This window comes from Shewanella psychrotolerans (assembly GCF_019457595.1).
GTDB classification, from domain to species: Bacteria; Pseudomonadota; Gammaproteobacteria; order Enterobacterales; family Shewanellaceae; genus Shewanella; species Shewanella psychrotolerans.
Genome location: NZ_CP080419.1, coordinates 2,484,636 through 2,498,083, shown reverse-complemented (window position 1 = coordinate 2,498,083; position 13,448 = coordinate 2,484,636). Strand labels below are relative to the sequence as shown.

13 protein-coding genes and 2 tRNA genes are annotated in these 13,448 nt (G+C 44.4%); 9 read left to right on the top strand and 6 right to left on the bottom strand.

Features of this window, described 5'->3' with window-relative positions:
- Positions 1-80: 80 nt before the first annotated feature.
- Both K0I62_RS11020 and gloB read right to left on the bottom strand, forming a co-directional pair.
- Positions 81-1,619 (bottom strand): LysM peptidoglycan-binding domain-containing protein, encoded by a 1,539-nt coding sequence (locus K0I62_RS11020; RefSeq protein ID WP_220068199.1) that lies wholly within the window; start codon positions 1,617-1,619, stop codon positions 81-83.
- An 83-nt stretch (positions 1,620-1,702) separates the two neighbouring features.
- Complete coding sequence (gene gloB, locus K0I62_RS11015; protein WP_220068198.1) at positions 1,703-2,485, bottom strand: hydroxyacylglutathione hydrolase; 783 nt, start codon at positions 2,483-2,485, stop codon at positions 1,703-1,705.
- Positions 2,486-2,617: 132 nt separating this feature from the next.
- On the opposite strand from gloB, the gene K0I62_RS11010 reads away from it, so the two are divergent.
- Both K0I62_RS11010 and K0I62_RS11005 read left to right on the top strand, forming a co-directional pair.
- Positions 2,618-3,361, top strand: coding sequence for a methyltransferase domain-containing protein (locus tag K0I62_RS11010; protein WP_220068197.1), 744 nt, complete (start codon positions 2,618-2,620; stop codon positions 3,359-3,361).
- Entirely contained in the window at positions 3,361-4,257 is an 897-nt protein-coding gene (locus K0I62_RS11005; RefSeq protein WP_220068196.1) for a LysR substrate-binding domain-containing protein, read from the top strand. The genes K0I62_RS11010 and K0I62_RS11005 overlap by 1 nt, the downstream gene beginning before the upstream one ends.
- Before the next feature lie 32 nt (positions 4,258-4,289).
- On the opposite strand, the gene rnhA is transcribed toward K0I62_RS11005, so the two are convergent.
- A complete protein-coding gene (gene rnhA / locus K0I62_RS11000) occupies positions 4,290-4,778 on the bottom strand; it encodes a ribonuclease HI (RefSeq protein WP_220068195.1) in 489 nt (162 codons plus the stop codon).
- 68 nt (positions 4,779-4,846) lie between these two features.
- Here rnhA and dnaQ point away from each other — a divergent pair, with 68 nt between their 5' ends.
- From dnaQ to K0I62_RS10975, 5 genes are all read left to right on the top strand, one after another.
- A complete protein-coding gene (gene dnaQ, locus K0I62_RS10995) occupies positions 4,847-5,575 on the top strand; it encodes a DNA polymerase III subunit epsilon (RefSeq protein WP_220068194.1) in 729 nt (242 codons plus the stop codon).
- A 46-nt stretch (positions 5,576-5,621) separates the two neighbouring features.
- Positions 5,622-6,899 carry a TIGR03503 family protein gene (locus tag K0I62_RS10990; protein ID WP_258405147.1) on the top strand — a complete coding sequence of 426 codons (1,278 nt, stop codon included), beginning with the start codon at positions 5,622-5,624 and terminating at the stop codon, positions 6,897-6,899.
- 118 nt (positions 6,900-7,017) lie between these two features.
- Positions 7,018-7,094: transfer RNA gene (locus tag K0I62_RS10985), tRNA-Asp, on the top strand.
- Positions 7,095-7,149: 55 nt separating this feature from the next.
- Positions 7,150-7,226 (top strand) — tRNA-Asp (locus K0I62_RS10980).
- Positions 7,227-7,442: 216 nt separating this feature from the next.
- Positions 7,443-9,302: a cation:proton antiporter gene (locus K0I62_RS10975; protein ID WP_220068192.1), complete on the top strand. Its 1,860-nt coding sequence runs from the start codon at positions 7,443-7,445 to the stop codon at positions 9,300-9,302.
- Between the two features lie 152 nt (positions 9,303-9,454).
- Here the strand turns inward: K0I62_RS10975 and K0I62_RS10970 are convergent, their stop codons facing one another.
- Together K0I62_RS10970 and K0I62_RS10965 are read right to left on the bottom strand one after the other, a co-directional pair.
- Positions 9,455-9,592 (bottom strand): hypothetical protein, encoded by a 138-nt coding sequence (locus K0I62_RS10970; protein ID WP_220068191.1) that lies wholly within the window; start codon positions 9,590-9,592, stop codon positions 9,455-9,457.
- A gap of 95 nt (positions 9,593-9,687) precedes the next feature.
- Complete coding sequence (locus K0I62_RS10965; RefSeq protein ID WP_220068190.1) at positions 9,688-10,920, bottom strand: uracil-xanthine permease family protein; 1,233 nt, start codon at positions 10,918-10,920, stop codon at positions 9,688-9,690.
- Positions 10,921-11,115: 195 nt separating this feature from the next.
- On the opposite strand from K0I62_RS10965, the gene K0I62_RS10960 reads away from it, so the two are divergent.
- The gene (locus K0I62_RS10960; RefSeq protein ID WP_220068189.1) at positions 11,116-12,216 is read left to right on the top strand and encodes a DUF2066 domain-containing protein; all 1,101 of its coding nucleotides are present in this window, start codon (positions 11,116-11,118) and stop codon (positions 12,214-12,216) included.
- Positions 12,217-12,284: 68 nt separating this feature from the next.
- Entirely contained in the window at positions 12,285-12,995 is a 711-nt protein-coding gene (gene hda / locus K0I62_RS10955) for a DnaA inactivator Hda (RefSeq protein ID WP_220068188.1), read from the top strand.
- A 78-nt stretch (positions 12,996-13,073) separates the two neighbouring features.
- On the opposite strand, the gene K0I62_RS10950 is transcribed toward hda, so the two are convergent.
- The gene (locus tag K0I62_RS10950) at positions 13,074-13,442 is read right to left on the bottom strand and encodes a DUF2069 domain-containing protein (protein WP_220068187.1); all 369 of its coding nucleotides are present in this window, start codon (positions 13,440-13,442) and stop codon (positions 13,074-13,076) included.
- Positions 13,443-13,448: the final 6 nt, after the last annotated feature.

Here is a 13,448-nt window from a genome sequence, read left to right as displayed (position 1 = left end):
GATGATTGGCAGACATTGATACCTGCGTTTCTATCTTCGAACGCTGTGCTTCAGATTTTCAGTCGATTACATTTGCCATGTTAGACTCGTGCTTTGATCACATCAACATACAGTGTCAGCTTCTGTCCTGGCTGCAGGTATTTTTGTTTAGATAAACCATTCCATTGCACTAACTGACTAACGCTGACTTTAAATTTACTAGCAATTTTAGCTAATGAATCACCGTTTCGAACCGTATAATTAACGGTTCTGGTCACTGAGTTGCTATCACTTTTTTGCCAAATAACTAATTTTTGTCCCAGTTTTAATGGATCTCTTGGCGCCATACCATTCCATTTAGCTAGGTTAGCGACAGTGACTTTATGCTGCTTTGCAATCTTCCAAAATGAATCGCCGCTTTGGACAACATATTGTACTTTTCGTCCCTTGCCATTGGCTTGTCGTTTATGTAAACGCTGATCTGCCGAGAGCAGATACTTAGAAGGATCTTTTGCCGAAATGGGGATCAAAAGGTGCCTGCCAGCGATAATGGTGTTATTTTTTATATCGTTAACGGCACGAAGTGCTGAAGTTGTCGTGTGAAAGCGTTTGGCGATAATACCTAGGCTGTCACCCGACTTGATCTTATAGCGTTTCCATTTGAGGCGATCTTCTTCGTTACTGCTGATTAAGATGGCCTCAAAAGCGTCTGCTTTATCGATAGGCAAAACCAGCGTATGTGGCCCTTCAGGTGCCGTAGCCCACTGATTAAAACCAGGATTAAGTGCATGAAGCTCTGTGAGTTTCATGCCGGCCATCTCTGCTGCCAATGCCAGATCTATCTGACTGCCAATGTTCACCACTCTAAGTTGTGGCTGATTTTTAATCGGAAATAGTTCGATACCATATTCTTCGGCATGCTGGATCACATCGGCTAACGCCAATAGTTGTGGTACATAACGTTCGGTTTCCCTCGGTAGATCGAGTGCCCAAAAATAGGTCGCTTTTCCCACTTTTTCGTTACGTTTAACTGCATTTAATACTCGACCTTCGCCCGTGTTATAGGCTGCAATAGCGTATAACCAGTTTTGGTGGGTTTTTTGATAAAGATATTCCATCATATCGAGCGCCGCTGTCGTGGCCGCAGGAACATCTCGCCGACCGTCATACCACCAGTTCATTTGCAAGCCAAAATGCTTCGCCATTGGAGAGGTAAATTGCCATAAGCCAGATGCCGCTCCATGAGAGTAGGCAAAGGGATCAAATGCACTTTCTACGATAGGCAGTAATGCCAATTCAATAGGGAGACCGCGTTTTTCGATCTCCTCGACGATAAGGTACATAAAAGGTTGAGCACGCTCAGATACCTGAGCTAAGTGCTGTGGATGTTTAAGGTACCAATCTCGATATTGATTGATCAATTTTTGATCTGGCACTGGAAATGATAAACCCAAACGAATTCTTTGCCATACATCGGTCACCACGATAGGTTGCGGCATTTCCGTTTGCGGCGTAATAGGTTCAACGATAATAGGCGGTTCAACAGTTGTTGCTGGCGTGATTGTCGTTTGCTGGTTTAATGATTGGCAGCCGACAAGCAGGGAGAGGCCTCCAGCCATCAGGACAAATGAAAAGCGCATCTAAAAATATTCCTTACAATATGTCCCTCTTACAGAACCTCAGATGAGAATGGGGACTTAATTAGCGCGCTATTGTAAATGATTTATTTGAAATTGTCCTTCCATTGCCTCAGAAGCGTGAAACTGGTTTGTTCATCGCTAATAGGTTGTTGAAAATGGGTCGATAAGTTTTGCTGTATCTCTGCGCTGTTTGCTCTCAAGAAGGGGTTTATGGCCTTTTCTAGCGCCAGCGTTGTTGGCAATGTTGGCAATTCTTCTGCCCTTAATAGCCTCGCCTTTTGCTGGTATTGTTGCAATGTTTTGTTATTCGGCTCGATGTGGAGTGCAAATTTAAGATTGGCTAATGTGTACTCATGGGCGGGATACACTAGGGTGTCATCTTCTAGCTCACTTAAACTATTTAAGGAGTGCAGCATCTGCTTTGGCGTGCCTTCAAACAGTCGTCCACATCCTGCGCTGAATAATGTATCGCCACAAAAAAGATGGCTCTCTATTTGGTAGGCAATGTGACCTAAGGTGTGCCCTGGGAGGTGGAATATTCTGATAGGCGTTGGCAATAGAGGCAGTGTGATACTCTCCATTTGAGCCGAAATGCTGTGGGTGATCCCTTGTATATTTTCATCATCGGGACCATACACATGAAGTTTATGATCTGCGTGAGCTTGTAGCCCAGAGATCCCACCTGTATGGTCATAATGATGATGGGTGATCAATATGCCGCTAAGTTCAATTTGATGTTGCTTGAGATAGGCAATGACGACTTCACTATCGCCAGGATCGACGACATAGTGCTGTTTATTACTCGTATCGCTGATAAGCCAAATATAGTTGTCGTTAAACGCCGCTATGGGTGAGACAGATATCATAATTTTGGTCCCAATGAAAAAGTGATCACGGCTTTAGTTTACTTAGCAAAGCTATTGCGTGTATAGGGCTTTAGGGATTTAATAGTCTGGCGGCAACGATAAGGGTTTTGTTCGCAAAGTACTGGAGGGAGAGTGTCCACAAACGCAATTAAACCACAACAATGGCAAGACTTGCCAAATGGAGCCTGGCTTCAAGAGGCGGTGGAAGATAAATTAGCCTGTTGGTGGCCTAAAGTTTTTGGTTACCACCTGCTGAGTATGGGCCCCTTGAGTGCCTCATTGGAAAAGCCAAACCTGCCGATTGGGCGGGAATTCTCCATGGTAGAACATGGAGGCGCCAGTCTTATTGGTAGTTATCGCAATTTGCCCATGCAAAATGGTGTGATAGATGCCGCTGTGTGTAGCCTATTGTTGGACTTTGAACTCGACCCCTATCGAGTACTGCGAGAAACCGACAGAGTGCTTATTTCTGGTGGTTATCTATTTATCATCGGCATCAACCCTCTCAGTCCTGCATTTATCGGTAAGCTACTGCCTAAATATCAAGAACAACTCCCATGGTGCGGGCGGTTTTTTACACCTGCAAGGGTTAAAGATTGGCTGGGGTTATTGGGCTATCAAGTCATTGGAGATGAGCGTTTAGTTTATCATCATCTACTCAGTGATATTTATGATGAGAGTATTTGGCAACATGCATTACAAGCTTGGCTACCGGGCTGTGGCTCTCTTTATATTATCGTTGCTCGTAAATTGGATACACCGCTTACGCCTATCCTTGATAAGCAGCGTGTCCGCAGGCCTAATTGGTCTACTGCTCCGACAGCGGGTCGAACGGGTCACCTAGGATCTCATGCTAATAAAAAAGAGATCATTTAATGCGTATCACCCTAAAACAGTTAGCCATTTTTGAAGCGGTAGCGAGAAGTGGTCAAGTCGCTCGCGCCGCTGAGTTAGTTAACCTGTCTGCACCTGCGACATCGATGGCTCTGGGGGAGCTTGAAAAGCAACTCGATGCGAGATTATTCGAACGTGTTGGTAATCGTCTGCGTCTTAATAGTCAGGGCAGTCTGCTACTGCCATTAGCGACGGAAACCCTACATAAGGTTGAACAAATTGAGCACCTATTTTCGTCACCCGAAGCTCAGTTAAGCGGTACCCTAAATGTGGCTGCTAGTTCTACTATCGGTAACTATTTACTGGCAAAGAGTACGGTGGCATTTTGTCAGCAACATACTGCATCTATGGTTGATCTCAATATCAACAATACCCAAGCGGTGATTAATGCGATATTGGAGTTTCGCGCTGAAGTCGGCTTTATTGAGGGCCAATGCCTCGATAGTCGCATTAAAGTCGAGGCCTGGCATAAAGATAGATTGTTGGTATTTTGTCATCCAGGACACCCGTTAGCAGGGCAAACGATAGAGCCTAAGGAGTTGCGTGGTTTACCTTGGGTAATGCGCGAAGCGGGATCGGGTACGCGGGAATATTTTATTAATGCTGCCAATACTCTCGATCTCCAGCCGATTGAAAAGTTCAGTTTTTCGACTCCAGATGCGATTAAGCAAGCAGTAAGGCAGGGTGCTGGCTTAGCGGTATTATCTGAGCTGACACTCGAGAAAGAGCTGAGCCGCAAAGAGCTGGCTATTATTGAGATCCAAGGGCTTACATTAGCGCGGCAGTTTTATCGCATTCGCCATAAAAGCCGAAATCCGACCCCGCTCTGCGATGCCTTTAATCAGTTTAGTCAGCGATTTTTAAATCTAGCACCTTAAGTTAATCATATTGCGTAGCGGCAATTGCCGCCTTATTGATTCGTCGCTTTTGTTTCAACATAGCCTGTATCGGTTGTTGTAGGCTTTGCCTCGGCAGCTTCTCTGGCTAAGCTATCGCAGCGTTCGTTTTCGATATGACCTGCATGGCCTTTTACCCAGCGCCAATCAATATGATGCCCCTCAGTAGCGTTGTCGAGACGTTGCCAAAGGTCGACATTCTTTACCGGTTGTTTGCTTGCGGTCAACCAACCGCGTTTTTTCCAACCGTGGATCCATTGAGTGATCCCTTGACGCATATATTGGCTGTCGCTGGTGAGGATAATATTGCAGGGCTCTTTTAATGCCTCAAGTGCGATAATAGGGGCGAGTAGTTCCATACGATTATTAGTGGTGAGGGCAAATCCTCCAGCGAGCTCTTTAACATGGGCTTTATATTTCATTACCACGCCATAACCGCCAGGGCCTGGATTTCCTAGACAGGATCCATCGGTAAATACTAACAGTTGTTTCAGTCCGCTCATCAAGTTGCTACCATAGCCAATTATGTGGGCAGTATACCCAAAATATTTTATTAAAAGTGTATGTAAACATGAATATTATCTCTAGCGCAAAGCGCCAAGTTATTCTCGATACAGAAACAACAGGTATGAACCAGGGAGCTGGAGCCATCTTCTTTGGTCATCGAATCATCGAAATTGGTTGTGTTGAGGTGATTAACCGAAAGCTCACCGGACGTCATTACCACAAATATATCAATCCAATGCAGACGATTGATGAAGAAGCTATTGCGGTTCATGGTATCACTAACGAATATGTCGCCGATAAGCCCACGTTTGCGCAAGTCGCCGCTTCATTCATTGAATTTATCGATGGCGCTGAGATAGTCGCTCACAACGCGAGCTTCGACGTTAGCTTTATGGATCATGAGTTTTCTCTGCTTCAGCCTAGAGGACCGAAAACTACAGATATTTGCCAAGTACTGGATTCGCTGGAGATAGCAAAGTTTTTGCACCCAGGGCAAAAAAATAACCTCGATGCGCTGTGTAAACGATATGGAATAGACAATTCACGCCGAGATCTGCACGGCGCGTTACTTGATGCTGAGATCTTAGCTGACGTTTATCTCATCATGACGGGGGGGCAGACTAAGTTTGAACTGTCCAATGAAAAGCCGGGTCAAGAGGGCGGCGGGATCCAAAGATTAGACGTCAATCGCGCAAAACTTAAAGTGATCGCTGCCTCGGCCGATGAATTAACTATGCACGAGCAAAGACTAGATTTAGTCGAAAAATCAGGACAATGTATCTGGCGAGGATAAACGTCATTTTATGAAAATCTGCTTATTACAGGTATGCCTTGGCTTGATGCTATCTATTTTAGGGCTGGGTGTTAATGCTCAGGTAGTGTCATCTTCTCAGGCTAGCGAACTTAAAAACCGTTTTCGTATCGATCATATGGTCGATGAACTGACGCTGTTTGTACAACGCGAATATGGTAGTGCGCCCGTTATTGTCGTTTTGCCTGATGGCAGTAAATGGCATGCCTCTCGTCATCCCGAGACGGTTGAATGGGTGGATGGTTTGAGCGGCGATATTATTACCATTAAGACACCTATGCCGGGTCCTTGGCAGTTATTAGGTCGAGTCGTTCCAGGGTCAAAGTTAGAAAAGATATCTAAGCTGGAGATTATGGTTGATCCCATGCCACAACCTCTTTATCAGGGCGAACGCCTCAAGGTTACGGCGCGTTTAATGGGGGATGAACAGCGGATTCGTATGCCCGGTCTTGATTACCTCATTAATTGGACCGCGCGATTTGTGAGCAAACACCTTCCTGGAGATGAAAATTTTGCCGCAGGAACCTTAATTGTTGGCAGTTATAAGGATAATGGTGAAGATCTCGATGAGCAGCCAGATGATGGTGTCTTCACCGGAGATATTAATCTTAATCAGCCGTGGGGACACTACAACTTTCAAGTTGTTGCTCAAAACGATATTTTCAGTCGCGAAGTTCAAACCGACTTTGAACTACTGCCGATGCCCGTTAAGTTAGATGTTATTGAGCCAGAAGATCACCTTACTGGGCGCTGGCAGTTGCAGTTGTCTATCGATGAAACTCAACTGGTTTTGGATGAGACTTATTTTGAATTTGAATTAGTTGGTCCCGCAGGGTTACAGCTTAGTATTCCGCTGCAAGTACTAACTGAAAATCAAGTCCAATTAGTATTACCTCAAGTCTCTGAATTCGGCAGTTATCGAATTAAGGGCACTGCTGCGGCAACGACCCATACTGGCCGAGAAATATTACTGAGACTGCCAGAACAATTTTTCAATTTGGTTCCGCCACCCGAGCCGCCGCCAACGGCTGAGGAACTTGCAGCGATTGCGGCAAAAAAAGCCGCTATTGCCGAAGAGAAAGCCAAAGAAGATGCCATGTTTTGGATCATTACCATCAATTCAGTTTTACTCATTTTGGGTACGATTGGTTTGTTGATCTGGCGTAAACGTCAGAATCTAAAGCGTGCATTGGCGGTTACTGCAGCCCGTCTTGAAGAGGAAAGGGCGAAAGAGATTGGCCCAACCTTAGATGAAATTGACCTAACCATGCCTGAAGATATTAGTGATAATCCTCCTAAGCCTTAAGTTGCGTTTTGAACGAATTTTGGCTGAATTGATGTTTTTTTAACTGATTGGTTAATTTGATTAAAAAAATTATTGACGAGGGTTTATCACCTCAGTATTATCCATCGCAACTTGATGTGGAGCGGTAGTTCAGTTGGTTAGAATACCGGCCTGTCACGCCGGGGGTCGCGGGTTCGAGTCCCGTCCGCTCCGCCAGTCAAGTGCCTAATTTAAAATTGTTTTGTAAGAATACGAAGCAATTGCGAGTTTAGGAGCGGTAGTTCAGTTGGTTAGAATACCGGCCTGTCACGCCGGGGGTCGCGGGTTCGAGTCCCGTCCGCTCCGCCAACAAAAAGATCAAAGCCTCAGCAGAAATGTTGAGGTTTTTTTCGTTCTTATAATGCTAAAAATTGATTCTTTGCAAACCGCTCATCAATATTAAACGAAAATTTATAGTCTAAGTGCTGTAATTGATGACCTGTTAGATAAAATTATCGACAATCAACACAGTGTCACCCATGCTGTAAACTATAACGTTAGCTATCAATATTTAAGGATAAATAAATGGTTGAGCAGATCACTGCAATGCTTGGACTTGTTGGCGTCCTTTCTATCTTATGTCAGTGGCTTGGATGGAAGTTGCACCTACCCGCTATTTTACCCTTACTGCTATGTGGGCTGTTAGTTGGACCCGTATTTGGTGTACTTGACCCAGATGCTATTTTTGGGGATCTTTTATTTCCTATCATCTCCCTCGGGGTAGCGGTGATCTTGTTTGAAGGGGCATTAACCCTTAATTTTTCTGAAATACGAGAACATGGGCGTATGGTTACCCACCTTGTGACCATTGGCACTCTGGTGACTTGGGCGGTGATCGGTTCTGCGACTCATTATATTATGGGATTTAATTGGGAAATGGCGATGCTGTTCGGCGCGCTTGTGGTGGTCACAGGCCCTACGGTTATCGTTCCTATGCTGCGCAGTATTAAGCCTAAATCTCAACTTGCTAGCATATTACGTTGGGAAGGGATTGTTATCGATCCCATTGGCGCATTATTAGCTGTGTTGGTATTTGAATATATCGCGGTCGCTTCAGAGCCCACCAGTCATGTGTTGCATTCTTTAGTGTACATGTTGGGTATTGGGTTAGGCTTAGGTGCGGCCTCTGGCTATGCCATCGGATTGATTATTCGTCGTGGTTTAGTACCGCATTACCTGAAAAATACAGCAGTGTTGACCATCATGTTGGGTGTTTTTGTTGGCTCTAATCTGTTGCAAGAAGAGTCAGGTCTGCTCACTGTGACTGTGATGGGGATTTGGCTGGCTAACATGCGCGGCGTCGATATAGCAGACATCATCGAATTTAAAGAAACTCTTACAGTGTTATTCATCTCTGGGTTATTTATTTTATTGGCCGCGAGATTAGATTCTCAGGCATTACTTAATCTTGGTTGGCAGGGCATCGCATTGTTGTTGATCGTCATGTTTGTCGCAAGACCCCTGAGCGTATGGATCTGCGGTATTGGTACCTCGTTGCTTAGAGCCGATAAGTGGTTTTTAAGCTGGCTTGCACCTAGAGGTATTGTTGCCGCTGCGGTGTCATCTTTGTTTGCTATAAAGCTTGAAAGCCAAGGAGTGCAGGGGGCAGATCAAATCGTCCCCTTAGTGTTTCTCATCATTATTGGAACCGTCGTCGCCCAAAGTTTAACCGCAGGTATGTGGGCACGTTTTTTAGGCGTTAAGGCTGGCTCTGCTCAAGGATTACTTATCTTTGGTGCATCTAAGTTTGCCAGAGCGTTAGCCAAAGTATTACTGAGTAAAAATGTCCCGGTGATCTTAGCCGATAATAACTGGGATAATATCCGTTTATCACGCATGGATAATATTCCGGTCTATTTCGGTAACCCAGCTTCTGAACATGCTGACAACGTGATTGATATGAGCGGTGTAGGGCGATTATTAGTGTTATCACCTTACCGACAACTTAACCCGTTAGTGACATTTCACTACCAAGATTTGCTCGGTAAAAATAAGGTGTTTGGTCTAAATAATAGCGAAGGTGGCAGTGCACGCCATCAATTGTCTGAGTCTTATCAACAACGACTTTGTTTATTTGGTGAATCCGTTTCTTATGCGCGCTTAGCGAGTACGATGGCAAAAGGTGGAGTGATTAAAATTACTAACATTACTGAAAACTTTACCTTTAGTGACTTTAAAGAGCGCTATGGTGACGGTGCATTGCCGTTAATTTATTTACAGGACGGTAAGGTTAAGTTGATCACGGGGGTCATTAATCAATTACCTGTGGGCATTGAGTTGATCAGTTTGTTATCAAATGAAGCAATTAGTGGGGCTCAAATTGCCGATGAGCAAAAAGTTGATGTGAAGCGTGCTACTAAGGCTAGCGTGCAGTCTGCAAGTTAATTGTAAGTAAAGTGTTTTTAGCAAATAGATATGTTGGATAAAAAGCCATGTCTTCTTTTTCGGGATGCATGGCTTAATTAGATAGTCTGCCTGCTTTCTAATATCCATCAGTGTAAGAAAGTGAGCTACTCAGCGTGTTTTTTGCAATTAATTCATGGCGCACGTTCGATGTTATCGCGGCCATGAAGAGGCGGTAGTTGCTTTTGGTGAATGGGGTTTAGCGTTGAGGACAATCTAGCGAGAAACTCATCGTGGAGCGGGTAGTCGTACCAAATGAAGACTGCGAACATATTAGCCTCGTTATCGTAAATATCATTTGCAATAACGAGGCGGACCATACAGGTTTAGGGCTATTATTCCATTCGGAGATGGAAATAAATTATGATTATTCCGTAACGGTTTGAACGGGCTTAGTCATAGGCAGCAGTAAGTTCATGGTAATCGCGACGATACCGCAAAGACTTATTCCCGAAAGGCTGAATGAGCCGATACCAAATGCCATACCACCAATACCAAATACCAAGGTCACTCCTACTATACAGAGGTTTCTCGGTTCACTTAGGTCGACGTTATTCTTGATTAAAGAGTTCAGACCCACTGCAGCAATAGAGCCAAACAGTAAACACATGATCCCCCCCATCACAGGGATAGGGATAGTTTGCATGAACGCGCCTAGTTTACCAACAAACGCCAAAGTGATTGCCGTAATGGCTGTCCAAGTCATGATCCGTGGGTCAAAGCTTTTAGTGAGCGTTACCGCGCCTGTAACTTCTGAATAAGTTGTGTTTGGTGGTCCACCTAATGCCGATGCGGCGATGGTCGCGATGCCGTCACCACTGAGGGTACGATGCAGCCCAGGCTTCTTCATATAGTCTTTGCCAGTGACATTTGATATAGCCAAAATATCACCAATATGTTCGACCGCTGGAGCAATGGCTACAGGGATCATAAAGGCCACGGCGTGCCAATTAAACTCTGGCGCGACGAAGCTTGGGATAGCAAACCAACTGGCATTATGAACTGGCGAGAAATCGACAATGCCCAATATCAAGCTGAGACTATATCCGACAATGATCCCCGCCAATATTGGCATCAGCTTAGCAATACCTTTGGCAAATATAGCAACGGCAATAGTCGATAGTAGAGAGGCCAACGAGATGATTAGTGCGTGATTTGCATCGACCAACGTTAAATTACCATCGCCACTTTTCCCCAGGGCCATATTTACAGCGAGTGGAGCGAGTCCTAAACCAATCACGATAATGACGGGACCAACGACGACAGGAGGCAACAAACGCTTAATGAAGTTATCACCGCGTAATTTAACCAAGCTTGCCAATATGAGGTAGACGAAACCAGCAGCCATGAGTCCGCCCATTGTTGAGGGGATTCCCCAAGTTTGGACACCGTATAGTATTGGCGCAATGAACGCAAAAGACGAGGCCAAAAATATCGGGACTTGGCGTTTAGTTACAAGCTGGAAAAGCAGGGTTCCAAGACCAGCTGTAAATAGTGCGACATTGGTATCTAGCCCTGTTAACAGCGGCATGAGTACCAGCGCACCAAAGGCAACAAATAACATTTGTGCACCTTGAAGCGGAATAGCTAAACGATTCATTATTAATCTCTTTTTATGATTTTTTGTAGGATAAACCGTGTAATGGTAACGTCTTGATACATATTTTGCATCCTTATCGATCACATTCTGATGTTCTGACTAAAAAAAATAGTGATGATGGGTAAAGCGAACAGGCATGATTTAGGCTTGTGTGTTACACTGCCGCCATTGTATTTGATTGAAGAATTGATACGGATGTTCAAGAGTCTTATTTACGTTTTTTATGCCGCTTTGTTAGTCATAAGCGTTAACTTTGTCAGCGCAACAGAGTCGCTTCAACTCGATCAGAGTGCTGTCAAGGTAGATGATCGTACAACGCAAACTAAAAACAATGCACTGAAACAAGCATTTAAAAATGTATTGGTGAAAAATTCAGGTAGCCAAAATGCATTTTCAGTCCCAAGTATTGCGGCCGCAACAAACAAACCAACGGCGTTTATTCGTCAGTACGGGTATCAAGAAGTTGATGGCCAACTCTATTTGAATGCGTCATTTGATCACCAGAAAGTGATTAAACTACTTCGTGATGAACAGTTGCCCGTATGGGGAAAACAGAGACCATTAACTTTGTTTTGGTTGAGCCAAGAAACAGAGGGCGAGCGGGTTGTCGTGAGTGATGAATCGATGATAGAAACTCGTAGCCATATTGGAGATCTTGCTAGCGAACGTGGTGTGCCGGTGCTGTTACCTATTATGGATCTTGATGATTCTATGCTCGTTAGTGTCACCGATATTCGCGGTATGTTTGCCGATCAGGTTGCAGCAGCGTCCGCACGTTATAGTACAGATTATTTTATTATGGTGTCGATAGATACTACGGCAGATAACCAAGTTACTTATAGTATGGCGCTTTATCCTAGCGTATCGAGCGAACCTTTGTTTAATCCCTTAGTGCAACGCTCAGGCACGGCGCTTGATGCTAATGCTGTGATTGATGAGATATTTGATGTCATGAGTGAATATTTTGTGAGTCGTTACGCTGTTGCCGATAGTGGTGAGTCGCTTGTGACTCAACTTACCTTTACCGATATCACAGAGCGAAAGCAGCTTGTCGCTATTGAACAATATCTTGCCCAGCTGAGTGCCGTTAAATACGTGTCATTAATTCAATTACGCGGTGTTTCTGCGGAGTTTTCCGTACAGCTATTTGGTACGAAAGAAGATCTGTATCGACTGCTTAAGTTGGAATCAAAAATTAAACAGCAACCTGTGTCTGTGCCAGCATCGCAAGGAAAGGGCGATCCGTTAGTATCATCACAGAGTGAGACCATTAACTATATTTGGCTGGGCCATTAATGTAAGGTGGAGCCAATTGTGTTTGGCTCCCTGTTTTCTTACCAGACAAATGATATGAGAGTTGATTAGTGGCATCCCATTCCCCGTTACAATTGTCGTTACCCGTTTACCTGCCGGATGATGAAACCTTTAAAAGTTATTATCCAGCAGCGGGTAACGATGAGTTAATTCAAAGTTTGCAAGGTTGTGCCGATGGCAGTGCAAATAAAGCCGTTTATTTGTGGGGACCAGTAAAGTCTGGCCGCACGCATTTGATGCATGCAACTTGTGCTCGAGCGAATGAACTCCATCGAAATAGCTTTTACCTCCCTTTGGGCATTCATGCGAGTATCTCCACTGAATTGTTAGAAGGGTTAGAGCAGGTTGATCTTGTGTGTATCGATGATATCCATGCCATTGCAGGCCATCCTCTATGGGAAGAGGCGTTATTTGATCTGTACAATCGCGTTGCAGAACAAGAAAACTGTTCGTTAGTCGTTAGCGCTAGCGCATCCGCCGTTGAAAGCGGGTTTGCATTACCGGATCTTATTTCGCGTATGCAATGGGGGTTAACCTATCAGTTACAGCCTATGGCCGATGATGAAAAGTTAGCGGCATTACAGCGCAGAGCTGCGATGCGGGGTTTACAGCTGCCTGAAGATGTTGGTCGTTTTTTATTGAAACGCTTAGCGAGAGATTTAAGAACCTTATTTGATGTACTTGATAGGTTAGATAAAGCATCCTTAGTGCATCAACGTAAGTTGACGATTCCTTTTGTCAAAGAGATGCTGCGGCTTTAACCCTTTGTAGATTCATTACAGAAGCAAACTAAAAAAGGCGTCTATAGGCGCCTTTTTTAGTTATCCTGATTGGTATTATTACTTTTTCTTTTTTAATCCGAGTCCTAATTCTCTGCCGCGGATCCGAGCATAGAATGGCAAACTGACCAACAGTATTGATAGTAAGAGTACTTCTACGATTGCGAAAATAAGTTCCGTTTCAGTGACATATAATAAGGTTAAACCGTGTAGCATATAAAGACACACAATAAAACTAGCCCAGGCATAGGTATAGGGAGCACCGGTTAAGATCCCTTTGAGCGGCGCGAAGAGCGGTAATATCCAAAGCAGGCTAAAAACCAGAGAGTACTCACCGTTTAATCCTTGATGACCAAACCAAGCTGTGAGTAGCAGTAATAGCGCTACGTAGCAGGTTCGGCTGATTTGAAATAGCGTGGTTGAGCTCATTAGCGG

Excerpts from the sequence above, each read along its gene's own strand:
- K0I62_RS10960 (WP_220068189.1), top strand. The coding sequence starts at position 11,116 with ATGTTCAAGAGTCTTATTTACGTTTTTTATGCCGCTTTGTTAGTCATA.
- K0I62_RS10990 (WP_258405147.1), top strand. The coding sequence starts at position 5,622 with ATGCTATCTATTTTAGGGCTGGGTGTTAATGCTCAGGTAGTGTCATCT.
- K0I62_RS10970 (WP_220068191.1), bottom strand. The coding sequence starts at position 9,592 with ATGTTCGCAGTCTTCATTTGGTACGACTACCCGCTCCACGATGAGTTT.
- rnhA (WP_220068195.1), bottom strand. The coding sequence starts at position 4,778 with ATGAGCGGACTGAAACAACTGTTAGTATTTACCGATGGATCCTGTCTA.
- K0I62_RS10965 (WP_220068190.1), bottom strand. The coding sequence starts at position 10,920 with ATGAATCGTTTAGCTATTCCGCTTCAAGGTGCACAAATGTTATTTGTT.
- K0I62_RS10950 (WP_220068187.1), bottom strand. The coding sequence starts at position 13,442 with ATGAGCTCAACCACGCTATTTCAAATCAGCCGAACCTGCTACGTAGCG.
- K0I62_RS10975 (WP_220068192.1), top strand. The coding sequence starts at position 7,443 with ATGGTTGAGCAGATCACTGCAATGCTTGGACTTGTTGGCGTCCTTTCT.
- K0I62_RS11005 (WP_220068196.1), top strand. The coding sequence starts at position 3,361 with ATGCGTATCACCCTAAAACAGTTAGCCATTTTTGAAGCGGTAGCGAGA.
- K0I62_RS11020 (WP_220068199.1), bottom strand. The coding sequence starts at position 1,619 with ATGCGCTTTTCATTTGTCCTGATGGCTGGAGGCCTCTCCCTGCTTGTC.
- dnaQ (WP_220068194.1), top strand. The coding sequence starts at position 4,847 with ATGAATATTATCTCTAGCGCAAAGCGCCAAGTTATTCTCGATACAGAA.
- gloB (WP_220068198.1), bottom strand. The coding sequence starts at position 2,485 with ATGATATCTGTCTCACCCATAGCGGCGTTTAACGACAACTATATTTGG.